25 protein-coding genes are annotated in these 24456 nt (G+C 64.1%); 15 read left to right on the top strand and 10 right to left on the bottom strand.

Features of this window, described 5'->3' with window-relative positions; translation table 11 throughout:
- Positions 1–3: 3 nt before the first annotated feature.
- From MUN85_RS04880 to dapB, 8 genes are all read left to right on the top strand, one after another.
- Positions 4–483 carry a response regulator gene (locus MUN85_RS04880; protein WP_092565681.1) on the top strand — a complete coding sequence of 160 codons (480 nt, stop codon included), beginning with the start codon at positions 4–6 and terminating at the stop codon, positions 481–483.
- A 10-nt stretch (positions 484–493) separates the two neighbouring features.
- Complete coding sequence (rbfA, locus tag MUN85_RS04875; protein ID WP_250505639.1) at positions 494–922, top strand: 30S ribosome-binding factor RbfA; 429 nt, start codon at positions 494–496, stop codon at positions 920–922.
- Positions 915–1928 carry a tRNA pseudouridine synthase B gene (locus tag MUN85_RS04870; protein WP_250505638.1) on the top strand — a complete coding sequence of 338 codons (1014 nt, stop codon included), beginning with the start codon at positions 915–917 and terminating at the stop codon, positions 1926–1928. Before rbfA ends, MUN85_RS04870 begins: the two co-directional genes overlap by 8 nt.
- The gene (locus MUN85_RS04865; RefSeq protein WP_348647947.1) at positions 1925–2872 is read left to right on the top strand and encodes a bifunctional riboflavin kinase/FAD synthetase; all 948 of its coding nucleotides are present in this window, start codon (positions 1925–1927) and stop codon (positions 2870–2872) included. Before MUN85_RS04870 ends, MUN85_RS04865 begins: the two co-directional genes overlap by 4 nt.
- 9 nt (positions 2873–2881) lie before the next feature.
- The gene (locus MUN85_RS04860; RefSeq protein ID WP_250505637.1) at positions 2882–4351 is read left to right on the top strand and encodes a basic amino acid/polyamine antiporter; all 1470 of its coding nucleotides are present in this window, start codon (positions 2882–2884) and stop codon (positions 4349–4351) included.
- A gap of 155 nt (positions 4352–4506) precedes the next feature.
- Positions 4507–4776, top strand: coding sequence for a 30S ribosomal protein S15 (rpsO, locus tag MUN85_RS04855; RefSeq protein WP_092565689.1), 270 nt, complete (start codon positions 4507–4509; stop codon positions 4774–4776).
- A gap of 158 nt (positions 4777–4934) precedes the next feature.
- Positions 4935–7307 carry a polyribonucleotide nucleotidyltransferase gene (locus tag MUN85_RS04850; RefSeq protein ID WP_250505636.1) on the top strand — a complete coding sequence of 791 codons (2373 nt, stop codon included), beginning with the start codon at positions 4935–4937 and terminating at the stop codon, positions 7305–7307.
- Positions 7308–7460: 153 nt separating this feature from the next.
- Positions 7461–8201: a 4-hydroxy-tetrahydrodipicolinate reductase gene (gene dapB / locus MUN85_RS04845; RefSeq protein WP_250505635.1), complete on the top strand. Its 741-nt coding sequence runs from the start codon at positions 7461–7463 to the stop codon at positions 8199–8201.
- Here the strand turns inward: dapB and MUN85_RS04840 are convergent.
- Entirely contained in the window at positions 8107–9399 is a 1293-nt protein-coding gene (locus MUN85_RS04840) for an MFS transporter (protein WP_250505634.1), read from the bottom strand. The genes dapB and MUN85_RS04840 overlap by 95 nt on opposite strands.
- A 5-nt stretch (positions 9400–9404) precedes the next feature.
- On the bottom strand, positions 9405–9770 hold the full coding sequence (locus tag MUN85_RS04835; RefSeq protein WP_250505633.1) for an ArsR/SmtB family transcription factor: 366 nt from the start codon (positions 9768–9770) through the stop codon (positions 9405–9407).
- A 59-nt stretch (positions 9771–9829) separates the two neighbouring features.
- Here MUN85_RS04835 and MUN85_RS04830 point away from each other — a divergent pair, with 59 nt between their 5' ends.
- Positions 9830–10378, top strand: a complete 549-nt coding sequence (locus tag MUN85_RS04830) for a DUF4232 domain-containing protein (protein WP_250505684.1) — start codon at positions 9830–9832, stop codon at positions 10376–10378.
- On the opposite strand, the gene MUN85_RS04825 is transcribed toward MUN85_RS04830, so the two are convergent.
- Positions 10375–10941, bottom strand: coding sequence for a GNAT family N-acetyltransferase (locus MUN85_RS04825; RefSeq protein WP_250505632.1), 567 nt, complete (start codon positions 10939–10941; stop codon positions 10375–10377). The two genes, MUN85_RS04830 and MUN85_RS04825, sit on opposite strands and share 4 nt — an antisense overlap.
- Positions 10942–11063: 122 nt before the next feature.
- Here MUN85_RS04825 and MUN85_RS04820 point away from each other — a divergent pair, with 122 nt between their 5' ends.
- Genes MUN85_RS04820 through MUN85_RS04800 form a run of 5 tightly spaced genes read left to right on the top strand, consistent with a single transcriptional unit; the run spans position 11064 to position 14998 of the window.
- Positions 11064–12269, top strand: a complete 1206-nt coding sequence (locus MUN85_RS04820) for an alanine racemase (protein ID WP_250505631.1) — start codon at positions 11064–11066, stop codon at positions 12267–12269.
- Positions 12254–13204 (top strand): D-alanine--D-alanine ligase family protein, encoded by a 951-nt coding sequence (locus tag MUN85_RS04815; RefSeq protein ID WP_250505630.1) that lies wholly within the window; start codon positions 12254–12256, stop codon positions 13202–13204. Before MUN85_RS04820 ends, MUN85_RS04815 begins: the two co-directional genes overlap by 16 nt.
- A complete protein-coding gene (locus MUN85_RS04810) occupies positions 13201–13830 on the top strand; it encodes a hypothetical protein (RefSeq protein WP_250505629.1) in 630 nt (209 codons plus the stop codon). Before MUN85_RS04815 ends, MUN85_RS04810 begins: the two co-directional genes overlap by 4 nt.
- Positions 13803–14354, top strand: coding sequence for a sensor histidine kinase (locus tag MUN85_RS04805; RefSeq protein WP_250505628.1), 552 nt, complete (start codon positions 13803–13805; stop codon positions 14352–14354). Before MUN85_RS04810 ends, MUN85_RS04805 begins: the two co-directional genes overlap by 28 nt.
- The gene (locus MUN85_RS04800; RefSeq protein WP_250505627.1) at positions 14351–14998 is read left to right on the top strand and encodes a response regulator; all 648 of its coding nucleotides are present in this window, start codon (positions 14351–14353) and stop codon (positions 14996–14998) included. The genes MUN85_RS04805 and MUN85_RS04800 overlap by 4 nt, the downstream gene beginning before the upstream one ends.
- Before the next feature lie 80 nt (positions 14999–15078).
- On the opposite strand, the gene MUN85_RS04795 is transcribed toward MUN85_RS04800, so the two are convergent.
- The 7 genes from MUN85_RS04795 to MUN85_RS04765 form a co-directional block, all read right to left on the bottom strand.
- Entirely contained in the window at positions 15079–16983 is a 1905-nt protein-coding gene (locus MUN85_RS04795; RefSeq protein ID WP_250505626.1) for an HNH endonuclease signature motif containing protein, read from the bottom strand.
- A gap of 218 nt (positions 16984–17201) precedes the next feature.
- Positions 17202–18347 carry an ABC transporter ATP-binding protein gene (locus MUN85_RS04790; protein ID WP_250505625.1) on the bottom strand — a complete coding sequence of 382 codons (1146 nt, stop codon included), beginning with the start codon at positions 18345–18347 and terminating at the stop codon, positions 17202–17204.
- A 1-nt stretch (position 18348) separates the two neighbouring features.
- Entirely contained in the window at positions 18349–20103 is a 1755-nt protein-coding gene (locus tag MUN85_RS04785; protein ID WP_250505624.1) for an ABC transporter permease, read from the bottom strand.
- 18 nt (positions 20104–20121) lie between these two features.
- Positions 20122–21171, bottom strand: coding sequence for an ABC transporter substrate-binding protein (locus tag MUN85_RS04780; protein WP_250505623.1), 1050 nt, complete (start codon positions 21169–21171; stop codon positions 20122–20124).
- 123 nt (positions 21172–21294) lie between these two features.
- Positions 21295–21975 carry a response regulator transcription factor gene (locus MUN85_RS04775; protein WP_250505622.1) on the bottom strand — a complete coding sequence of 227 codons (681 nt, stop codon included), beginning with the start codon at positions 21973–21975 and terminating at the stop codon, positions 21295–21297.
- Positions 21968–22804 (bottom strand): sensor histidine kinase, encoded by an 837-nt coding sequence (locus MUN85_RS04770; protein WP_250505621.1) that lies wholly within the window; start codon positions 22802–22804, stop codon positions 21968–21970. Before MUN85_RS04770 ends, MUN85_RS04775 begins: the two co-directional genes overlap by 8 nt.
- The gene (locus tag MUN85_RS04765; protein WP_250505620.1) at positions 22801–23475 is read right to left on the bottom strand and encodes a glycerophosphodiester phosphodiesterase; all 675 of its coding nucleotides are present in this window, start codon (positions 23473–23475) and stop codon (positions 22801–22803) included. The genes MUN85_RS04770 and MUN85_RS04765 overlap by 4 nt, the downstream gene beginning before the upstream one ends.
- Before the next feature lie 65 nt (positions 23476–23540).
- Here MUN85_RS04765 and dapA point away from each other — a divergent pair, with 65 nt between their 5' ends.
- Positions 23541–24440 carry a 4-hydroxy-tetrahydrodipicolinate synthase gene (gene dapA / locus MUN85_RS04760; RefSeq protein ID WP_250505619.1) on the top strand — a complete coding sequence of 300 codons (900 nt, stop codon included), beginning with the start codon at positions 23541–23543 and terminating at the stop codon, positions 24438–24440.
- The last annotated feature ends 16 nt before the right edge of the window (positions 24441–24456 follow it).

The following is a 24456-nucleotide window of genomic DNA, read 5'->3' as shown; positions in this document are numbered from 1 at the left end:
GACATGCGACTTGCCATCATCGTGCTAGAAGACGAGGCCGAAGTGCGCGCGGCCCTCGCCCGCGATCTCGCGCCGATCGCCGAGGTTGCGCGCGTCGAGTTCGCCGAGGATGTGCCCGACGCCTGGCAGGTCGTCGACGAGATCGATGCCGACGGCGACCCGTTCGCCCTCATCCTGGCCGATCACCGCCTGCCGGGCACGACGGGCGTCGATTTCCTCGTCGCCATGCAATCCGATGCGCGCACGGCCGCCGCCCGCACCGTGCTCGTGACCGGCCAGGCCGATCAGGACGACACGATCCGTGCCGTCAATGAGGCCGGCCTCGATCACTACATCGCCAAGCCATGGTCGCCCGCCGAGCTCATCGCCGTCGTGAAAAACCAGCTCACCGATTACGTCATCGAGCAGGGCCTCGACCCGCTGCCGCACCTGCGAATCCTTGATGCGGTGCGCGCAATGGACGGCATTCGCGAGCGCTACTAGCCTTAGAGGCATGTCTGATCCACAACGCGCCCGGCGGCTCGCCGAGCGAATCAAGGTCATCGTCGCAAAGCTCCTGGATTCGCGCATCAAGGACCCCCGCCTCGGTTTCGTCACCATCACCGACGTGCGCATGACGGGCGACCTGCAACACGCCTCGATCTTCTACACCGTCCTCGGCGATGAGGAGCAGCAGGCCGGCACCCAGGCGGCGCTCGAATCCGCGCGCGGCCTGATCCGCAGCGAGGTCGGCAAGGGCACCGGCGTGCGCCTGACGCCAACGATCGAGTTCATTCCCGACGCCCTGCCGGAATCCGCCGCCGCGATCGACGACGCGCTGCGCCGCGCCGCGGCCGCCGACGCCGAGATCGCCGAGCAGGCCGCCACCAAGTCCTATGCGGGGGAGGCGGACCCGTACAAGAAGCCGCGCGTCGATGAGTAACGGCCCCAGCGGGTTTGTCCTGATCGACAAGCCCGCCGGCCCCACCTCCCACGGCGTCGTGGCGGCGCTGCGCCGCGAACTGAAAACCCGCAAGGTCGGCCACGCCGGCACGCTGGACCCGATGGCGACGGGCCTGCTCATCGCCGGGGTCGGGCGCGCCACGCGGCTGCTGACCTACCTCGTCGGGCTGGATAAAACCTACGAGGCGACGATCCGCCTGGGGGAGGCGACGACGACGGACGACGCCGAGGGGGAGTTCCTCTCCGCGCCCGCGGCCGCGCCCGCTTCCAACGACGCCGCCGCAGATCCCGACGACGACGCAGCAGCGCCCGACGCTTTCCGCCTCTCCGACGCGCAGATCCTGAGCGCGCTCGAGGCCTTCCACGGCGACATCCTGCAGCGGCCCACTGCCGTCTCGGCAATCAAGGTCGACGGTAAACGCGCCTACGACCGCGTGCGCGCGGGCGAAGACGTTGAACTCGCCGCCCGCCCGGTCACGATCCACGAGCTCGAGCTCGTCTCCGGCCCGACGCCTACCACGGGCAAGAGCGGGGCCGGCGTCATCGATCTCTCGATCCGCACCCGCGTCAGCTCCGGCACCTACATCCGCGCAATCGCGCGCGATCTGGGCGCCGCGCTCGGCGTGGGCGGCCATCTCACGAGCCTGAAGCGCAGCGCCGTCGGCCCCTTCACCCTGGACGATGCGAGCGAGCTCGCGGCCCCCGAGCTGCTCGATCCGCTCGCGGTCATGAGCCGCGTCCTGCCGGTGCGCGAGGTCAGCGAGGCCGAGGCTGCCGATCTGGCCCAGGGGCGTTTCCTCGACCCCGTCGAACTGCCCGCGCCCGCGTCCGTCTCCGAGCCCGCGTCCGACTCCGAGCCCGCCTCCGCCTCCGCCCCGACCCGCACCTCCGAGTTCGCCCTCGCCGCCTGCGCCGGCCGCCTCATCGCCGTCATCACCACCCGCGAGGGCAAGACGCGGCCCGTCATCGTCCTGGAGGCGCAGTGAGCAGCGTCGTCACCATCGGAATGTATGACGGCGTGCACCGCGGCCACCAAGCGGTCCTCGCCACCGCGCGCGCCCAGGCCGATCGCCGCAGCGTGCCCCTCATCGTCATGACGTTCGACCCGCACCCCGTCAAGGTCCACCGCCCGGGCGCCTACCTCACCGAGATCACCACGCTCGAGCACCGCATCGATCTGCTGACCTCGCTCGGCGTCGATGACGTCGACGTCGTGCCCTACAGCCTCGATTTCGCCGCGCAGTCCCCGCGCGAGTTCGTCCAAACCTTCCTGCTTCAGCGCCTCGGCGCCGCCTGCGTCGTCGAGGGCGAAGACATGCGCTTCGGCGCCGGAAATGAGGGCGACGCGGCCTGCCTCGCCGCCCTCGGCGCGGACCTCGGCTTCGACGTCGAGATCGTGCGCGACCTGCACGATCCGCGCACCGGGCGCCGCTGGTCCTCCACCTGGGTGCGCGAAGCCCTGCTGAAGGGCGACGTGCGCGAGGCCGCCTACGTCCTCGGCCGCCCGCACCGGGTGCGCGGCGAGGTCGAACACGGCCTAAAGCGCGGCCGCGAACTCGGCTTCCCGACGGCCAACGTCCACGCCAAGGGCGTCGGCGTCGTCCCAGCCGATGGCGTCTACGCCGGCTGGCTCATCCGCTGCGATGACGCCACCGAGCAGCGCCTACCCGCCGCCATCTCGGTGGGCACCAACCCGCATTTTGACGGTGAGCGCCGCACGGTGGAGGCCCACGTCCTCGGCCGCGCCGACCTCAACCTCTACGGCGAGACGGTCGAAGTCGAGTTCACCGAACGCATCCGCGCGATGGCGAGTTTCGATTCCCTCGACGAGCTCCTCGCGGCGATGGATAACGATCTGGCCGAAACCAGCCGCATCCTTGGTATCCCAGCGGCCTGCCGTGTCGACCCAAGCCACGTCACTGCACGCTAAAGTAGGCACATGTCCTCCCAGACTGCACCGAAGCAGCACGGCCTTGCCCTGCCAGCCCTGACGGCCCTCGTCGTCGGCTCCATGATCGGGGGCGGTATCTTCGGACTGCCCTCCCAGATGGCGCGCGCCGCAGCTCCCGGCCCGCTCATGATCGGCTGGGCCATCACCGGCTTCGGCATGCTCATGCTCGCCCTGTCCTTCCAGTCGCTGGCCATGCGGCTACCGCGGCTCGACGGCGGCATCTACGGTTACGCCCGCGAGGGATTTGGCGACTTCATCGGTTTTTGCGCCGCCATGGGCTACTGGATCGGCGTCTGGATCGGAAACGTCGGCTTCCTCGTGCTCCTCATGAGCTCGATCGGCACCTTCGTGCCCGCCTTCGAAGGCGGCAACACGTGGATCGCGATCGCGTGTGCCTCCGCGCTGCTGTGGGTCGTGCACTACCTGGTGTTGCGCGGCGTGGAGACCGCAGCAATCGTCAACGTCATCGTGACGATCGCCAAGGTCGTGCCGCTGCTCGTTTTCATCATCGTGACGTTCTTCTTCTTCAAAGCCGGCTTTTTGACCGAGAACTTCTGGGGAGACAACGCCGCAGTGAGCGTCAACGGAACGAGCGAGGAAACGCTGCTCGGCTCCACCATGAGCCAGGTCGCCGGCATGATGCTCATTACCGTGTGGGTGTTCTCGGGCGTTGAGGGCGCCTCGATTTTCTCCCGACGAGCTCGCGAGCGCCGCGACGTCGGCCGTGCCACCGTTCTCGGATTTCTCTTCGTCCTCGCCCTCCTGATCGCCGTCAACCTGCTGTCGTACGGCGTGATGAGCCAAAACGAGCTCTCGCACGTCGCCGATCCATCGCTTGCCGGCGTCTTTGCTCACGTCGTCGGCCCGTGGGGCGCAAAATTCATCTCCGGTGGCCTCATCATCTCCCTGCTTGGCGTTCTGCTGAGCTGGATCCTGCTCGCCACCGAGATTTTGCGCATTCCCTCCCTCGACGGTGTCATCCCCGAACGCATCGGGCGCCTCAACTCCCACGGCACGCCGCGTATCGCGCTGTGGATCACGAATATCTGCGTACAGATCGTCCTATTGTGGACGGCCTTTAGCGAAAAAACCTACGAGTTTCTCATCCTGCTCGCCTCCGGCGTCTTCCTGATTCCCTACACGCTCGTCGCGCTCTTCCAGCTGCTGAGCTCCTTTAAGCCCAGCGCCCCGGACGCGCAGCAGGTGCGCAAACGCGATACCGTGATCGGTTTCCTCGCGACGATTTACGGCATCTGGCTCATCTACGCCGGAGGTCTGGAGTACTTCTTCGGCTCCATCACCGCCTATCTCGTTCTCACGCCGCTGTATGTCGCCGCACGGCGCGAATCCGGCCACCGCGGGATCTTCAAACCCGTCGAATGGGCGGTCCTCGCATTCCTCATCGCTGGCACCATGACCTTCATGTGGATGCTCGCCACCGGACGGGCATCGTTCTAGGGTGTTTGATCGCACATAGCGAACGTCGTTGCCCGCTCCGCTGATCGCGAGGTGTGCGTGATAACCTAGCGGTTGCCGTCACTATCGGCCACGGATGCGTCGTGCCTGGGAGAACCTGCCCCGAGGCTCTGTGCAACAAGTAGAAGGAGAAGCCTGTGCCGCTGAGCAAGGACGTCAAGGAAAAGATCATCGCCGAGTACGCCACCCATGAGGGCGACACCGGCTCCCCCGAGGTCCAGGTTGCGCTGCTGAGCCAGCGCATCAAGGATCTGACCGAACACTTCAAGACCCACAAGCACGATCACCACTCACGTCGTGGTCTCATGCTGCTTGTTGGTCAGCGTCGTCGTCTTCTGGACTACCTGAAGAAGATCGACATCGAGCGTTACCGCTCCCTCATCGAACGTCTCGGCATTCGCCGCTAGACGGAATCGGCCCGGGGTAACTCCCGGGCCGTTCGTGCACTTGGTGCGCGAAGCAAACCCCAACTGAAGAGCGCCACACCGCCTGCCCGGTCCTCGGTGGTGGCTCCCGGAACAGTCGAGTCCGTGAGCTTCGATCGATGACCGTCGGGGGAGTGGCCATGACACAGGAAGGTGCCATGGAAGGCCCAGAAATCACATTCGCCGAAGCCGTCATCGACAACGGCTCGTTTGGAAAGCGCACGCTACGCTTTGAAACCGGGCGGCTCGCCCGCCAGGCCGCCGGAAGCGCGGTCGTCTACCTCGACGAGGACACCATGGTCCTGTCGGCCACCGCTGCCGGCAAGAACCCCAAGGATCAGTTCGACTTCTTCCCGCTGACCGTCGATGTCGAAGAGCGTCAATACGCCGCGGGCAAGATCCCCGGCTCGTTCTTCCGCCGCGAAGGCCGCCCGGGAACCGATGCGATCCTCGCCTGCCGCCTCATCGACCGCCCGCTGCGCCCCGCCTTCGTTAAGGGCCTGCGCAACGAGGTGCAGATCGTTGAGACGATCCTCGCGATCCACCCCGACGACGCCTACGACGTCGTCGCCATCAACGCCGCTTCGATGTCGACCCAGATCGCCGGTCTGCCGTTCTCCGGCCCGATCGGTGGCGTGCGCATCGCGCTCATCGACAACCAGTGGGTGGCCTTCCCGCGCTACTCCGAGCTGGAGCGCGCGGTCTTCTCGATGGTCGTGGCCGGCCGCATCGTGGGCGACGACGTCGCCGTCATGATGGTCGAAGCCGAAGCCACCGATAACGCCTGGGACCTGGTGAAGAACCAGGGCGCGACGGCTCCGACGGAAGAAATCGTCGCCGAGGGCCTCGAGGCCGCCAAGCCGTTCATCAAGGCGCTGTGCGAAGCCCAGCTTGTCGTTGCGGAAAAGGTAGGCAAGCCGACCGCCGAATTCCCGCTGTTCCTGGACTACCAGGACGACGCGTTCGAGGCCGTCGAAAAGCACTCGACCGACTACCTGTCCAAGGCCATCGCGATCGTCGGCAAGCTGGAGCGCGAAGCCCAGATCGACGCCGGCCGCGACGAGATGCTCGAAGCCCTGGGCGAAGAATTCGAGGGCCGCGAAAAGGAACTGTCCGCCGCCTACCGCGCGCTGACCAAGAAGCTCGTGCGTCACCGCACCCTCACCGAAGGCGTCCGCATGGATGGCCGCGGCCTGAAGGACATTCGTACCCTGTCCGCCGAGGTAGAGGTTCTGCCCCGCGTTCACGGCTCGGCAATCTTCGAGCGCGGCGAGACCCAGATCCTCGGCGTCACGACCCTCAACATGCTGCGCATGGAGCAGCAGATCGACTCCCTGAGCCCGGTCACCTCCAAGCGCTACATGCACAACTACAACTTCCCGCCGTACTCCACCGGCGAGACCGGTCGCGTTGGCTCCCCGAAGCGCCGCGAAATCGGCCACGGCGCCCTCGCCGAGCGCGCCCTCGTGCCCGTGCTGCCCACCCGCGAGGAATTCCCCTACGCGATCCGCCAGGTCTCCGAGGCACTCGGCTCCAACGGCTCCACCTCGATGGGCTCCGTGTGCGCCTCCACGCTCTCGCTGCTGCAGGCCGGTGTGCCGCTGCGCGCCCCCGTCGCCGGCATCGCCATGGGCCTCATGACCGACGAGGTCGACGGCGAAACCCGCTACGCCGCCCTGACCGACATCCTCGGCGCCGAAGACGCATTCGGCGACATGGACTTCAAGGTCGCCGGCACCCGCGAGTTCGTCACCGCCATTCAGCTTGACACCAAGCTCGACGGCATCCCGTCGGAGGAACTGGCCAAGGCCCTGTCCCAGGCCCGCGACGCGCGCCTGCACATCCTGGACGTCATGAATGAAGCGATCGACGCGCCCGACGAGATGGCCGCCACCGCGCCGCGCATCATCGCCGTGAAGATCCCCGTCGACAAGATCGGTGAGGTCATCGGCCCCAAGGGCAAGATGATCAATCAGATCCAGGAAGACACCGGAGCCGAGCTCACCATTGAGGACGACGGCACCGTCTACATTGGCGCCTCCGACGGCGCTGCCGCGGACGCCGCCCGCGACGCCGTCAACGCGATCGCCAACCCGCAGATGCCCGAGATCGGTGAGCGCTTCGTCGGAACGGTCGTCAAGACCACGACCTTCGGTGCGTTCGTCTCCCTGTCCCCGGGCAAGGACGGGCTGCTGCACGTCTCCCAGATTCGTCGCCTCGTCGGCGGCAAGCGCGTCGAGAATGTCGACGACGTGCTGCCCGTCGGCTCCAAGGTCCAGGTTGAACTGGCCGAAATCGATGACCGCGGCAAGCTCTCCTTGAACGCTGTCGTCGAAGGCGAAGAAAACGAAGACGGCCCCGACGACACCGACTCCCGCGAGGATTCGCCCCGCGAAGAGCGCTCCGAGCGCCGCGGTGGTCGCGATGGCCGTCGCTCCAACGGAGATGACCGCCGCCGCGAGCGTCGCCCGCGCCAGCGCACCCGTCGTCGCCGCGAGGATGACAGCGAGTAAGCTCGCCTAACTCACCAACGAAACCGGTCAGGTCCCCATAACGGACCTGGCCGGTTCCCTTTGGCCCGGCCGCCGCCTAGCCGGCAGCGTTACACCTGATCTCGAAACATGAGCGCGCGGCGAGTTAGGCGCCCATTCCGCTACCTTTAGGTCATGATTACCGTCGCCGTATCCGGGGCTCACGGCCGTATGGGCTCCACCGTTGTTCAGGCCGTCTCGGCAGCTAACGATCTCGAGCTCGTCGCGGAGCTCGATCACGAAGACGAGATCTCGACCGATACCGTGCGCGGTGCAGATGTCCTGGTGGACTTCACTGTCCCTGCGGCGGCGCAGACCAACGTGCTCGCGGGACTCGCCGCCGGATGCCATGTCGTTGTCGGAACGACGGGATGGACGCCACAAGCCATCGACAGCGTGCGACAAGCCGCTGTAGACAGCGGACGAAACGTCATCATCGCGCCGAACTTCGCGCTATCAGCCGTTCTTGCGATGCACTTCGCGGCGCTTGCGGCGCCCTATTTTGAATCTGCAGAGGTCATCGAGCTGCACCACCCGAACAAGCTGGATGCCCCGAGTGGTACCGCCCAAGCGACGGCGAAGAAGATCGCTGAGGCCCGCGGCTCCGCGCCGATGCCCGATGCGACGGAGCACGATCCGCAGAACACGCGCGGCGGCCTCATCGACGGCGTGAGGGTTCACGCGCTGCGCATCAGCGGGCTCACCGCGCATGAAGAGATTCTGCTAGGCAACCCCGGCGAGTTGCTGACTATCCGCACGGACTCCTTCGATCGGGCGTCTTTTATGCCGGGTGTGCTGCTCGCGATTCGGAAGATTTCCCAGTTGCAGCCGCTGACCTACGGCCTCGACCAGGTGATGGACTTGCCGGGACGGTAGCCGCCGGACGCCACACCACGATGGCGATCACTGCCGCAACCACGGCGATCCCGCCGAGGATTGCTGCCGTTGACGACAATCCAATCCGCGCCCCGAGATTACCGGCAAGCGGGTAGGTCACAAGGAAACAGGCATGCGACAGCGCGAACTGAGCTGCAAAGACCGCGGGCCGGTTGGACTCCGTCGACCCTCTGCGCAGCAGGCGAGCCGAGGGGGTCAAAACCGCCGATGTCGCAGCTCCCAAAATTGCCCACAGGATCAGCAGCCTCGTCCATGACAGCTCTGCGGGCGAGGCGCTGAGCGTCGCGGCAACGGCGAGCGTGGTCAAGGCGAGTAAAGCCGAACCTGCGAGCATGATGGGTCGATCCGAAACCGAACCAAGAGCCCGCGGCAAGAGCAGGGCGACAACCATGGAACCCAGCCCGTAAGCAGCGAGCAGTACCGCGACATCTCGTTCTGGGCGCGAGAGGTAGGACTGCACCAGGACGACGGTGTTGACGATCACGAACGAGCAGCAAGCCGCGACAACGACATTGATCGCAAGCAAAGCGCGAAGCTCCGCGGACCGCACAAATACCCGAACGCCGCGCGTCAGCCGGTCAACGAACGGCGCCGCATCGCTGGCTGCCATCGGTGGAAAGGTCGTGAGGGCCACCAGCAGTCCGGAACCCACGAACCCCACAACCGTCCCGATGAACAGATCGTTGAACGGGATGACCGTGAGCAGCGCCGCCGCGAGCATGGGGGAGAGGGCCGCTTCGAGGTCATAGGCGAGGCGTGATAGCGAGAGCGCGCAGGTGTAGTCACGCTCCGCGGGAAGAATCTCGGGAATGACCGCCTGAAACGTCGGCGTGAATGTCGCCGAGGCGGCCTGCAACACAAAGATGAGCACGTAGATGTGCCACGTCTCCGTCACGAACGGCAGGCCGACCGCCACCAATGCTCGCACGATGTCCGCGGCAATGAGGACATGCTTGCGCGGGAGAGACGCGGTGAGGGCGGCCATCACTGGAGAAACGGCGACGTAGGCGACCATCTTGATCATCAGGGCGGTTCCCAGCACGATGCCGGCATTCCCGCCCGCGATATTGAAGGCGAGCAATCCGAGCGCGACCGTCAGTAAGCCGGTCCCGATAAGTGCAATGACCTGGGCACTGAACAGTCGGGCATACGACGGGTTTTTGAGAACGGCGAGCATGGCGATCAGTGCTCGTGGCCGGGCGCCGCCGCAACGATGTGTTCGGCCTGGTGGATGGCATCGGAGACAAGATCGCTCGCGTGGGTATTAGCCAACCGGTAGAAGACGCGCGTGCCTTCCTGCCGGGTGAGGACCATCTTGGCCAGTCGCAATTTCGCGAGGTGCTGCGAGACCGCAGCGGGAGACTTCCCGGCAATCTCAGCAAGCGTGTTGACGGGGAGCTCGCCCGCGCGCAGGGCCAAGATAATGCGGATCCGAGTGGCGTCCGCGAGCATCGAGAACACCTCGACCGCGAGCTCCACATCAGCCGAATCAGGCGTGTGCGTCGCGGGATCGGTATGACCCCAGGCATTTTCGTTATCTGCATTCATACGCAGATTATGACATACGGCGACGCGGGACTCCAGGGGCGTACGATCAGGGGGTGAGGATGCTCGCAGGGACGGTGTTCGGCGCGGCCCTGATGCTGGGGGCCTGCGCGGGTACCGAGACGATATCTCGGCCAGTGCCGTCAGCCACGTCAGGCGGCGCCGCGGTTCCGTGCGTGTCGTCCGACCTCGTGTTGAATGTCCGGGTACCCGACGACGAACGAGCCGCTGCCGGTTTCATCGTCGTAGACATCAATGCAGCGCATGCGAGTAGCTGCACGATCGAGGGCTATCCGAAGGTGACGTTCTCGCAAGATAGCGACGGCACCCCGCTGGGGGATCCCGCAGAACAACAACCGGGGACAGCCGAGTCCTTTCGCGTCACGCCGGATCGAGCACTGAGCGTCGCCCTGCAGCTGCGCGACATGTCCGCCTTCGGTTCGGATTGCGAGCCCATGCACGTGAGCGGTTTATCGATCACCCCGCCCGGGGGTCATGGCAACCAGTTCGTGGAATACCCCGCGACGGTCTGTACCAATCTCGACACCCCCATGCTGAAGGTGTGGCCCGTCGGGGTCAGTCTGGACGATATCCAGCAGAAAGCGCGCTAGCTCTCGCGCGCCGGAGTGAGCGTGTACCACCCGACCTGGCTCAGCACCTGGCCGGCAACGTCGAGGTCTCGCTTGATCCCGAGCGGCGCGAACCCAGCGGAAATCAGGAAGCGGGTGCGGCTTTCCTCCCCGGCAACGGCCCACGTCGCAACGCCGGAAAAACCAAACGTGTCGGCATAGTCCATTAGGGCGGCGAGCAGCCGTGAGCCATGCCCGGCGCGCTGATCGGCGCCGCGAACGTCCAGGCCGGTAATCTCCGCGTGGATGATGCCGTGGCCGTCCGGAGTCTGGACCGGCTCCGGCAGCGGAACGAGCGAGCCGTAACCGACCACGCGATTGGCTCGCAGCGCGACGACGACGGCGGAGTTTTTCGGCAGCGACTCAATCGTCTGGCGCCACGAGGACGTGCCGTCCGTCTCCTCGATCAGCTGCCGCGCGGCGTCCGGGACCTGGCCGCCGAAGGCCGCGGCGATGTCCTCAGTCAGGGCGGAGCGTTGAATAGCCCAGAGCGCCTCGGCGTCATCGGCAAGGGCAGGGCGGACGGAAACATCAGGCAACGGCATGCTCCCACCCTACCGAGGGATGGCGCCGTCGTACTTTTGGCTAGCCCGCCCAACCCGAAAGCCAGCTGAAACGGGCCACCAGAGTGATGTCAACAAACGCCCATTCGCGCACGCTTGATCGTATGGATGGACGTAGTGAAATCATTATCGACCTGGCCGCAGTTGCCGATAATGTTCGACGATTCGCAGCGATGGCCGAGGTCATCGCGGTCGTGAAAGCCAATGCCTTTGGCCACGGCGATGTACGCGTCGCCCACACCGCGATGCGCAACGGCGCCTCGGGGCTCGGCGTGACGACGTACCACGAGGCCCTCGGGCTTCGACGGGCAGGGATCACTGCTCCGATCCTCACCTGGCTCATCTCGCCGGGCGATGACCATGAGGCAGCGCTCGCCGCCGAGCTCGATATCGCCGTCGGCACCCTCGATGTGCTCGACGCCATCGCGCGCGCCTGCGTCACGACGCGGCGCACCGGGCGAATCCACCTGCACGTCGATTGCGGCATGAACCGCGAGGGCGCGCGCAGCTCGGAGTTGCTGCCGCTCATCCACCGGGCCCGCGCCCTGGAGCGCGCCGGCCTCATTCGGGTGATCGGCCTCATGGGACATCTACCCGACGCGGGACTCGGGCCCGAACACAACGACGGGGGATTAGAGCTTTTCGCCGATTCCTACCACCAGGCCTTCGTTGCCGGGCTTCGGCCCGAGATTGTGCATCTCGCGGCGACGGCTGCCGCCCTCACGGACTGGCGCGCCCGCAGCTGCCCGCACCGGCGCCACCCGCGCAATGCCACACCTCAGGCTTGCGATCGTCCTGGCACCGCCCCCGGTCCGCGCGTCGCCATCCGCATCGGAGCGGGCCTGTTCGGCATCGATCCCTCTGGTACGACCACGCTCGCCTCCGCCCTCACCTTTCGGGCGCCGGTCCTTGCCTGCCATCGCGTGAGCGCGGGCGGAAGGGTCGGCTACGACGGCACCTGGCAGGCACAGCACGACACGACCCTCGCGCTCCTTGGATGTGGCTACGCCGATGGCGTGCCGCGCTCGCTATCCAACCGCGGCCACGTCTGGCTCGCGGGCAAACAGCGTCCGATCGTGGGGCGGGTATCGATGGATCAAACCGTGATCGACCTTGCGGGCGATACCGTCCCACCCGGCGAGATTGCGACACTCTTTGGCCACGACGGGATAGCGCCCACGGCCGCGCAGTGGGCAACGTGGGATCACACGATCGAGCACACCATCGTTACCGGGATCGGTCATCGTCCCCGGCGGCGGTACCGTGAAGAGCACAGGGACGAGGAGGCGGCACCATGGACGTCGCAGTAATTGGCGGGGGCACGTCCTCCGAACACGAGGTATCACTCGCCTCGGCCGAAGGCATCCGCGCGGCACTCCAGAGCTGCGGCCACCGCGTGCGAGACGTTCGAATAACCCGGAATGGCCTGTGGGAGTGCGACGGCGAGCCGCTCGGCACGTCAGTGCGCGAATCCCTGGCTCGTGCGCTCGACGCACTCGATGGCGTCGACGTGTTATTCCCCGCGATGCATGGCCCCGCCGGAGAGGACGGCACAATCGCGGCCCTGGCCGAACTCGTCGGCATTCCCTGCGTCTTTTCCCCGCTCGTCGCCAGCGCGGTCGCGATGGACAAGTGGGCTACGCGCGCCGTCGCCACCTCCCAGGGCATTGCCGTCGCCCCCGGCCGGCTTATCACGCAGCTCGACGAGGTCCCCGCCGACGTCGCCCTGCCAGCCGTCGTCAAACCCGTCGCGGCAGGTTCTTCCCACGGCGTCGTGCTCGTCAGCGAGCCAGCAGAACTTCCGGGCGCGATCCGCGAGGCACAACGATTTGACCGCCGGGTGCTGATCGAAGAGCGGATCATCGGGCGCGAGGTCGATATCGCTATTCGTGACCTGCCCGACGGCACGGTGCAGTGCGGGCCAGTATTAGAGATTGTCGTAGCGAGCGGCGGCCTATTCGACGAAGAAGAAAAGTACGGCGGCGCAGCGGACTTCCGGATCCCGGCCGAGCTGACCTCCAAGGAGCGCCAGAGCATCGAGGATGGCGCGCTCACGATGTATCGCGCATTGGGGTGCCGCTCGCTAGCCCGCATCGATTTCTTCTTAACGCCCGCGGGCCCCGTCTTGATCGAGGTCAATACGATCCCGGGCTTCACGGAGCACTCCCAGGTGCCGCGCATGTTCGCCGCCGCAGGCATCAGCTACCCCCAACTCGTTGACGATCTCGTGCGGAGCGCCCGATGACGGCAGGTTTTCCCGTCTCTCGAATGCCGACGACGTGGTACCCCGAGCTGATCGTCGTCGTTGCCGGAATGCTCGTCTCGATCCTGACGGTGCCGCCCGGCAGCCGCCAGCAATTAGCCGCGATGATGCTCGTCAGCGCCTGCCTGCTCGCAGCAGCGGCCCTAGCGCGCCGCTCGCCGGGGACAGCGCTGGGCCTCACCTGGCTCGCCTTGGGAGCCCACCTGCTTGCTGGCCACATGGCGCTACCAATCGAGATCCTGGCGATCTGGATCGCCTACGGCATTGGTCGCTACGGCAGCTTTACGACCGTCATCGCCGCGGCGGTCTCGGTGCCCTTAGCGGCGCTCGTCGTCGTGGGTCTCGGCAGTGCGGTCGATTATGAGCTGCTGGGTACGTTGCGCGCAATCATCGGTCGGTTCTCCAGCCCCTTGGCTCGCGCAACCGTGGCAGTTTCCCTAGTGCTGCTTCCGCTGCTAGCCCCGCTAGGTGCGGGAATTGCTGCAAGATTCGCGGCTGCCTCCGAAGAGCGCCAAAGCGACCTCATCGAGGAACAGCAAGCGCGCCTTGCTGCCGACGACGCAGCGCCATCGCGCGCGATGTGCACGACGTCGTGGGACACTCGCTGACGGTCATCCTCGCCCAAGCCGAGGCCGGCCAGTTCGTGACCACCGAAGCAGAGCTTCGTGCCACGCTGGAGCGAATTTCCGGCGTCGCGCGCTCATCGCTGCGAGACGTTCGAACCGTCCTTGCGGACCTCAAACAGGACACGAGCGATCTTCATGCCCCGCTCCGGGCGCTCGCGGGCTCCGGTTTCAAAGTCGTCGAAACCTCGACGGGTACACCGCGACCACTCCCGCCGGAATTATCGACGACGATTCGCAGGATTCTGCAGGAAATCGTCACTAACGTCGTCAAGCACGCAGATCCATCTGAGCCGGTACACGTGGCGTGGATCTGGTCCGATAACCTACAGGTCCACGTCAGTAACCGCGCGGCGGCAACACCAGCGCCGGACGGATCCGGAATGGGAATAGAGTCCATGACGGCGAGGGCCCTCGCAGTTGGTGGAACCGCGCGCGTCTGGCGCGATGGCGACATTGTGACGTCCCACTTCTCGATCCCCATCACCCGACATCAGGAAATCCAATGAACACTCCGATTCGCGTCATCATCGTCGATGACCAGGCACTCTTTCGGACCGCGATTGCGATCCAACTCAAAGCACTTCCCGACATCGACGTTGTCGGCGAGGCAGAAGATGGGGTAGCAGCAGTGGCAATGGCTGACGAGCTTCGGCCCGACGTCGTCATCATGGACATTCGAATGCCTGACATGGATGGTGTGGAGGCAACGCGACGGATCGTTGGCAACAATTCCGACGTCCGCGTCCTTATTTTGACCACTTTCGATCTCGACGACCGTGCGACGACGGCCATTCGTCACGGTGCGGCCGGCTTTCTGTTGAAGGATGCTTCGCCGGCGCAGCTAGCTGAAGCGATCCGCACGGTCCATCTTGGTAATGCGGTTCTGGCCCCCAATGATCTTTCCACGCTCATGGAGGGTAGCTTCCGCACTCGCGAGAAGCTGCCCGAGGCATTTCATGGCCTCACGACTAAAGAACGCGAAGTCCCGATGATTATTGCGGAGGGACTATCGAACGCTGAGATCGCTATGCGGATCGGCGCTTCGGAATCGACGGTCAAGAGCCATATCTCGGCGCTGCTACGAAAGCTCGACCTGCGCGACCGAGTTCAGCTTGTCGTCTTTGCGTACGAGCACGGCCTCTTGGACTAAGGGAGGCAGCAAAAAAGCCGCTCCGATTCTCATCTGAAGTATCGGAGCGGCTTTCTTTTGGCAGTGGAATGCTGCCCGCATCAAAAAGGTGGTGGTCCGTTCAGGGCTTCGTCGAAGCGCCAGTCGTTGGCTAGGGTGAAGCCGCGCGGCTGTCCTGCCGCGCTTGTCTGCGTTGCCTCAGGTGTCATCGCGGTATCGGTGTTCGCGGGGGTGGCGTGGGGTTGATCGTCTGGGCCGGGTGGTGCGCCTGGTTTGGGGATGGCAACGACAGGCGGCGTGAGGCGCGGATGGTAGATCGGTTGTTGGTCGGGATCTATTCTGCGGGGTGGCCGAGCTGCTGGGATCCCGTTCTCATCGATGATGATGGTCCAGCTGTTGGGGTCGCCGGGTGGTTTTTCGACTCGGGGATGATGCCGTGAGCACACCAAGGCCAGGTTGGTGAGGTTGGTGGGGCCGCCGCTTTCCCAGGAAATAATGTGGTGGGCCACGCATCCTTCGGGAGGGTCGGTACACATCGGGAAGACACATCCCCCGTCCCGGAGGGCTAGGAGTTTTCGGAGTTTTTTGGAGGCGAGGCGGGTTTCTCGTCCTCGGTCTGCTTCGCGCGTGTCCCAAATGTGGCGGGTACGCTCCGGGAACGCCACCGAGGGGTCCGCAAGGATCGGAGGAGCCGGCGGTGCAGGCGTCAACTCGGCAGTTTCCGCACCGGTTCCGGTAGCTACCGACTTCGTAGCGCTGGGGCGAGATGAGTCGCCATTGGTGAAGTCATCGCCGGCCATGATGCGGTCGATAAGCGACTCGGCATCATCTTCAAAGGAGTCCGCTTCCGGGCCCTCCATATGGGCTCCATGACTTCCATTGCCACCCGGGTTGCTCGGGCTCGGGTTCCCACCGCCATTACCGGATGGGCCGTCACTGTCATCGCCCGAGGGGTCGTTGTCATCGTGCGGGTCCTGGTCGCCGTAGGGGCCGGGACCATCAAACGGATCCTGCCCATCGAACGGGTCCTGACCATCAGATGGGTCTTCGTCGTTGAAGGACTCGACGCCGTCGAAGAGATCTTTGGAAGGATCTTGATCTGTCGGGTCCTGGCCGGTGCCGGTGTCGTTTCCGGTGAGGTGGGTGAGGTCGTCGGGCTCGGGTGGGTAGTGGCCGGTCATGGTGGTGAACAAGGCATCCAGTAGCCGGGTTTTACGGTCGGCGGCTTTGCGGGTTTTGCTGTGGCGTTGGGCTCTGGCGATGGCTTCGGCCTTCTTCTCCAACGCTGGCATCAAGATACGTAAATATTCGGCGGGGATGTGAGCGAACAGGTTCGCTCCGAACTCACCGTCTTGGATCAGCGTGATGGCAAGCCCGCGATCCTGGAAGGACTGCTTCCTACGTTTCGCGGTCGCCGCGTTATTGGCCTTACGTAGGGCTTCGTCGAGCATCTCTAAGGTGGTGCGGCATTTCTTACGGAACTCACCCGGCACCGGAGTCTCCGCCTCTCTAATGAGGGCTGCTTCGACGTGGGGGAACTCGGCCTGGCTGTAGTGGGGCCGCATCTTCTCCAACGTCTTAACCGCCGTATACAGGTTCTCTTGCGAGATACGGGAAGCTGCGGCGGCTTTCAACACGTTCGGAAACTCAGCCTGGCTACGTGCGGTACGGATCTCGCTGGTGGCAGCATTCTTCGGGATGCGGCGTTCTTCAGCGATCACGTCCGCCATAGACAGGCCATCGATCTCGGCAGCACCCGCCTTGTCTGCTGCCGCAATAATCTGCGTCCGCAGTGTGGCCACGGCGTTGTAGGCGCGTTCGATGTTGCGGGCCGCGATCAACTTATGCAGCGCCTCAGGAAGGTCAACACCGTTCTCGACCGCTGCGGCGAGGATCCCGATCCCGAGATTGAGTAGGTCTTCCGACACGACAGGAGCAGTACCAGCGGCCGGGTGGCTGGTGGGCACATCAAGACCAGCTGCCTCAAACAGTGGATGCAAGTCCATGATGCGCCTCCCTCCAAACCGGATGATCTGTGCCTGCTGCGGGGTGCTGCAAGCGACTGACCACGATCAAACCAGCACGTCAACACCCGAAAATCGAAGACCCACCACAACGGGAATGCGAGAGGCGTCGGGAGGCGGGCTGTGGAGAACAACGGCCAGGACAGAAGAGAGCGGCCGCCTCAGAACGTAGTACTGAGACGGCCGCTCTTTGTAGCCGGTTAGCCCTGAGAAGGTAAGAGCCAGGAGCGCTCAGAGTTGAAGTCGACTCGGACTTCGCTGCCTTCCTCGTGAATCTGGGCGGGATCCGGATCGGATTCGATCACGACGATCGTGCCGTGTTCGGTTTCGACTTCGTATTCGACGTTCTCGCCGTAGAAAACCGCAGCCAGAACCTGTCCATGGTCGCCTACAACATTGTTCGTCGAGCCGTTGGCGGCGACCTTCTCTAACCGCACTGATTCCGGTCGGACAAGTACGAGCGCAGGTCGACCAACTTCGACGTCGGGATGGGCAGGGATGGTGAACTCACGTTCGAGGACCTTAACAGTCGCACTATCGCCAGCTTTGTGTAACACCTCGGCTGACAGGAAGTTTGCTCGTCCGATGAAGTCTGCGACGAATTCGGATGCTGGACGGCGGTAAATCTCATCGGGTGAGGCAGCCTGCTCGATTTTTCCAGCATTCATCACGACGATCCTGTCTGACAGACTCATCGCTTCTGCCTGGTCGTGGGTCACGTACAAGCTCGTGATTCCCAGTCGGTGCTGCAGGCGCCGGATTTCTTGGCGCATGCGTACGCGGAGCTTGGCATCGAGGTTAGACAGGGGCTCATCGAACAGGAGAACCTTCGGTCGCATCACCATTGCTCGGGCGAGGGCGACGCGCTGCTGCTGCCCGCCAGATAGCTGGTTAGGGGCACGGTCGGCAAGTGCGTTGAGATTCATGGACGTCAGTGCCAGTTCAACCTGCTCCTTGATCTCTTCGGCGGGTAGCTTCTTGAGCTTTAATCCATAGGCGATATTGTCCCGGACCGAAAGGTGAGGGAAGAGCGCGTAGGACTGGAACACCATGGCCATTGGACGCTTGTTGGGCGGCTGATCGACGAGATTGACGCCGTCGAGTTCGACACGCCCGCTAGTCGCGTCCTCGAATCCCGCGACCATCCGCAAGGTCGTCGTCTTTCCGCAGCCGGAAGGACCTAGCAGCGTGACGAATTCTCCCGGGTTGATATCGAGTGAAATACCGTCGACCGCATGGACAGCTGAGTCTCCCGAGCCGAAAGTTTTTCTCAGCACGTCGAGTTTCAGTCGACCTGTTTCCTCGGTCTGCTCGAATTCTTCAATCGTGTCAGTATGTGCAGTCATCTCATGCTCCTGCGGGGGTGATGGGGGCCTTAACCGCAGGGTTGCCACGGACAGCCAGGTTGATAAGGCCAAGGACGGTCATAACGATGACGATCAAAATGGTGCAGAAGGCGAAAGCGTTACCAAAGCGACCAGCGTCGACTTCGGAGAGAATCTGCGACGTCATGATCCGTGTGTGCGGCGTTGTAATGAAAATGATCGGTGACAGTGTCGTCATGGATCGAGCAAAGGCGTATGACAAACCGGTCAGGAAGGCCGGCCGGATGAGCGGTAGCGTCACGGTTCGGAAGGTCGTGAGACCGGAGGCTCCGAGCGACGTTGCGGCCTCATCGATTGCCGGATCGATCTGCTGCAGCGCCGCGATGCCCGAACGCTGTCCAGCAGGCATCGACCGCGCGATAAAGACCATGACGATAGCGATGGCACCGCCGAGAATAGCTCCGCCGCCGGCAACCGCAGGTAGGACGGTGACTCCTCCGATCTTCAGGGGAGTGTTGAAGGTGATCGCATAACCGATACCAATGACGGTTCCAGGCACAGCGAGACCCAACATGCCGAAGAAGTCGAGCAGGTCTCGGCCACGCTTGAGTCGTCGGACCACAAGCCAGGCAATGAGCATGCCGAGGATACCCGCAATCGGGGTTGCGATGAGGGCCAGAATTGTCGTGTCAATGATGGCATCGTTACCGATTCCCGAAAGCAGGTAGGTGAAGTTATCCAGCGTGAAGGTGTTATTGACGCCGAGGATCTTCACGAATGCTCCGATAAAGACGGCCGCGTAAATAGTGATGACCAGGGCTGTTACGATTCCAACACCGGTGAGGATCGGAACGCGTGCTTTCCAGGACGTGTTGAGTTTCCCCTGGCCGGCTGGCTTGCCGGTAACGGTGACAGTGGATGCTCGGCCGGTCCAGTACCGCTGAACGATGAAGACGAGCAGCGCCGGGATAAGAAGGACCAAGGAGTATGCGGACCCCGCAGCAGTGTTGTACTCGCCGGTAATAGCGATATACGCCCGTGAGGCAAGGACAGTGAAGTCGCCACCGATGACGAGTGGGTTGGCGAGATCCGCAATAGCCTCCACAAAGAGCAGGAGGAATGACGCTGCGAAACCGGGCACGAGGAGCGGCAGCGTTACGGTCCGGAAGATCTTCCATTTCGACGCTCCCAAGGACGCGGCTGCCTCTTCCATCGCTGGATCGAGTGATCGCAACATGCCAAGGAGGTTCATGTACGCGACCGGGAAGAAGGACAACGACAATACGAGTGTCAGACCGTCGAGACCATAAATGTTCCACGGCATGCCAAGGAACTGCTTAGAGACGATTCCGTTGCGACCAAAAAGCGTGATGGCCGCCGTCGCGACCGCGAACGGAGGCGAGACGATCGGGAGCAACGCGATCAGATGCAGGATTCGCTTGCCACGGAACTGCAGGCGAGCCTGCGCGTAGGCGAATAGGAAACCGACGGCGGTCCCGATCGCTCCAACGAGCGCCCCGAGAACGACGGTATTGCGGATGATGCGGAGATTCACTGGGGAAGTGAAAATCCGTTTCAGCGCGGACAGTCCCTCCTCACCAAAGGCCTTGGCGAGGATTTGCGCCAGTGGCATTCCAACGAGGAGTAACAAGATGAGGACGACGGCGACGATCAGCGAGATCGTGACCGGATCCTGTTTCACACGGGTGCGGGCGGAGCCCCGCGCCGGACGTGGTACGACGGCGGGGGCTCCGGGCACGTGAGCGACTGTGCTCATGAGTAGCCTTCAGGAAATCTAGTCGCGCGGCGCCGCAGCGATCTCTTCGTCGAACTTCGCGGTCAGTCCGGGCTTTTCGGCGGCGGCCTTGGCGAAGTCGTAGTCGATGAGGTTGACGTCGTCGAGTTTGACCATGCGGTCATCGACCTTGGCATCGGGGTGCGTCAACACCTGGTAAGAGCCGACGGTCTGCCCAATATTCTGGGCATCAGTGGAGATCGCGAAGTCGATGTACTTCTTTGCAGCCTCCTCGTTCTTGGCGCCCTTGATCATGGCGACACCGCCGACTTCGTAGCCGGTTCCTTCCTCGGGGAAGGAAACCTCGAGATCACTCATGCCCTCTTCTTTGTACTTCACGCAGTCGTGGGAGAAGACGAGGCCTACGGCCACTTCGCCGCGTCCGGCTACCTGCCCGGGCGCGGTACCGGACTTGGTGTACTGCAAGACGTTCGGGTGCAGTTTCTTCATGTAGTCGAGACCGCCCTCATCGCCGCCGTTGAGCACGACCTGGGTCCACAGCGTGGTGAATGCCGTTCCCGAGGTCGAGGGGTGGGCGGTGGAGACCTGCTGCTTGAGCTTCGGGTCGAGCAGATCATCCCAGCTGTTGGGCTGCTCAACTCCGAGGTTCTGCAACACCGACTGGTTGGAACAGAAACCGAGGACGCCAACGTAGACGCCGGTCCACATGTGGTTCGGATCCTTGTACTTATCGGGGATCGCCTCGGCCTCGGGGGAGGCGTATTCAGCGATGAGGCCCTGCTCTACTGCGGCGCCATAACCATCGACGGGGCCGCCATGCCACACATCGAATTCGGGGCTGTCCTTGGCAGAGGCGAGGCGGGCGACCGTCTCGCCAGATGACAAGCGGACGAAGTTTGCTTTGATGCCTGTCTTTTCAGTGAACGCTTCGGTCCACTTCTGGCACAGGTCCTCCATCGCGCCGCAGGCGATGGTGATCTGGCCGCTGCCTCCATCGGATGAGCCATCGCCGTCAGATGAGCCGCATGCGGCGAGGCTGAGGGTCAATGCCAAGGCGCTGGCGGTGAGGGCGGGAGCTTTGAGCTTCATGGTGTTCTCCTCGTTGAGTGGTGATACTTGCAGCGTGCCACTGCTATCTCGCGTGCGGGAGCAAGAAATGGTTACAAAAGGTCACGGTTGCGTGACCTGGCGAAAATAAAGGAGAAAGGGTCGCTATTTCTTCAAGCTGTATCCGGCGCCTCGTCGGGTCGCGACGAGGTCACCCGCCTCGCCGAGTTCTTGCCGCAACCGGTAGATGGCGGTCTTCACCATTTGCTTGCCACCGAGGCCCGAGGACGTTTGCCACACCTCGTTGAGGAGTTCTTTGACAGTAACGACCTCACCTGGTCGGGCAGCGAGCGCTCGAAGAATCGCGTGCGAGGTCGACGTGAGTTGGAGGCGATCATCGTGATAGATCGCGACGGGTTGGCTTGTGTCAATGGCCAGTGAACCTACCGTGATGACGTGCGATCCACCCGTGCGCGTGCGAGCAAGCAGGGCTTTGACGCGAAGCGCAAGCTCGCGGGGTGAGAAGGGCTTTGCAAGGTAGTCATCGGCCCCGGCCTCCAGACCCGCGATGCGTTCGTCTTCGGAGCCGAGGGCGGACAAAAAGATGATGGGGATGTCGCTGGCGGTTCGGATACGCGAACACAGCGCCAGGCCAGAGAGGTCGGGCAGCATGACATCGAGGACGACGGCATCAAAGTCCTTGGATCGCAACGTCCGCCAGCCCGCTTCTCCGGTGGTAGCGACGGTGGGCTCAAAGTCATGTTTGGCGAGGACGAATGCGATGATGTCGGCCATCTGAGGCTCGTCCTCGACGATGAGGATGCGACCACTGCCGTCGTTATTCATCGCTGTCCTCCCGAGCCGTCGGAATCGTGAAATACATCGTCGTGCCACTGCGGGCAGCGGTATCGACTAGGACGTTTCCACCGTGTAGCTCCACGATAGCTTTGGTGATCGTGAGGCCGAGTCCGGTTCCGTCGCGGCTGGTGGTGTGAAACGGATCGAACATGCGCCTGCGGGTGGAGGGATCGATGCCGTGGCCGTCGTCGGCGACGGCAAGCACCGCCTGGCCCTCGCCCTCGGTTACTCGAAACGTGATGACCGCGCTGGCTCCGGCATGGCGGATGGCGTTATTTCCGAGGTTCCACAGGGCTTCTCGTAACAGGCGCGGATCTGCAAGAACCGGGATGGGGCGGCCTCTGTTATCGAGTTGGATTCTGGCGGTATGGATCGCGCGTAATTCGCGAACCGTGGCTCGCACAAGCGAGCGCAGATCGAGCCGCTCGACATTCAGGTCGAATAGGGTCGCTTCCAACCGAGCGTGGGTTAGCAGGTCTTCCGCGAGCGAGATGACGTGCGTCGTGTTGTCCATGATCGTCGCGGTAAAACGCTGCTGCTCTTCGGTCAGTGGACCGGCCGAGCCGTCCTGCAAGAGCTCGCCGGCGCCGCGAATGAGGGCTAGGGGAGTACGCACTTCGTGGGAGAGCATCGCAATGCGCTGGGCGCGATCCTTGGCCAGGGCGCGAAGTCGTTCGGCTTCGGCTCTCATAGCGCGGTGGGTATGGCTCGCCTTGCGCAGTCGGACAATACTCACCGCGGCAACCACGGCGGTCACGGCGAGGGCCGCGATGAGGGTGAGGACGGCGGCCGCCGGCCACTGTGCGAGGGGGCTCATTGCGCGAGCTCGAGGGCGAGCTCGACGTTGTCGGTCATGACCTTGTCGACGCCGAGGGCGGCCATGGCGCGAAGTTCCGGCTCGCTGTTGGGCGTCCAGCAGGACACGTCGAGGCCGAAGGCGTGAGCGGAGGTCACGAGGCCGAGGCTAACCCCGAAAAACTGCGGGTTGATCGCGCTCGGTTTGAGGTTTGCGAGGATGCGAATGTCCGGGGTGAAAAGGCCCTCGTCGTTCAGATAGATCTCGGTGCGCGTGGAATGCTGGCGGACCTCGATGAGGCCCGGCAGCTCGCCACAAAACGCGACGCGGCCTTCGAGTCCTTTGAGCTTGAGAAGGCCGAGGGCGGCGAGGGCGACCTCGGGGCTTTTTTGGTCCAGGATGATCGGGATGTTGTAATCGGCCGAGAGTTGCAGGACTTCGTCGAGCGTCGGGATGCGGTCCTCGCCGGTGCCAAGCGCCGCGAGACTTTCCGCGCTGTGGGCGGAGATCGGGCGGGGATCGGCCCACAGCCGGGCCGTCGTCGCGTCGTGAATGACGGCGATCGAGCCGTCGCCGGCGAGCTGGATATCGACCTCGACGCCGGCGACGCCGAGTTCCATGGCGGCGCGGATTGCGGGCAGCGTGTTCTCGGTGTGGCGCGCGTGGTAGCCGCGGTGGCTGATGACCTGCATGTCTCAATCGTCCCAGTCTTTGGTCAGGCACCTGTGTGCGACATGCGTGGCTCTACCCTTCTGACATGGAACGCAATGAGGCCCGCGCAATCTTCGGTTCGGTCATTCCTGCGATGGTCACGCCCTTTGCCGAGGATGGATCAATCGACTTTGACGCGGCGGCACGGCTCGCCGATCACCTGGTGGGGCAGGGCTGTGACGGCATCCTGCTGTCGGGGACGACGGGGGAGTCGCCAACGACGCACACCCCGGAAAAGAACGAGCTCATTCGCGTCGTGAAAGAGGCCGTCGGCGACCGGGCACGCATCATGGCCGGTGCGGGGTCCAACGATACGAAGCACGCGGTGCGGATCGGGGAGCAGGCCGTGGAATCCGGCGCGGATTCGCTGCTCGTCGTCTCGCCGTATTACAACAAGCCGAGCCAGGAGGGCATTGCGGCTCATATCCTCGCGGTCGCTGACGCGGGTGGCGTGCCCGTCATGGTCTACGACATCCCGGGACGCACCGGGGTGAAGATCGGCCCCGAGTGCTCCGAGCAGATCGCCGAGCATCCGCAGATTGTGGCGTTCAAAGAGGCGACGGGCGACGTCGTGGGCGGGATCGCGCGCGGGCGCGCGACCGGCACGGCCGTGTATTCCGGCGATGATGCGCTCAATCTCGGTTTCCTTACGCACGGTGGGGTGGGCGTCGTCTCCGTCGTCGCCCACGTCGCGGCCGATCGCTACCGCGCGATGGTCGATGCGCTCGATGCGGGAGACTTGGAGCGCGCGGCCGAGATCCACCACGAGGTGCTGCCGCTGGTGGATGCCGTCATGGGCGAGGGGCTCGGCGCGGTCATGGCCAAGACCGCCGTCGCGCTGCAGGGTCACCTCCCCGCCGCCTCATTCCGGCTGCCGCTGACGGCGGCGACGTCGGCCCAAGTCGCGCGACTGCGCAGCGCGATGGAAGCGCTGAACTACCTGTAGCGGCCGGCCCGGATGC

Source organism: Bowdeniella massiliensis (assembly GCF_023634005.1).
GTDB lineage: Bacteria > Actinomycetota > Actinomycetes > Actinomycetales > Actinomycetaceae > Bowdeniella > Bowdeniella massiliensis.
The sequence above is the reverse complement of the archived record's forward strand: the minus strand, read 5'-3'. Positions and strand labels throughout refer to the sequence as shown.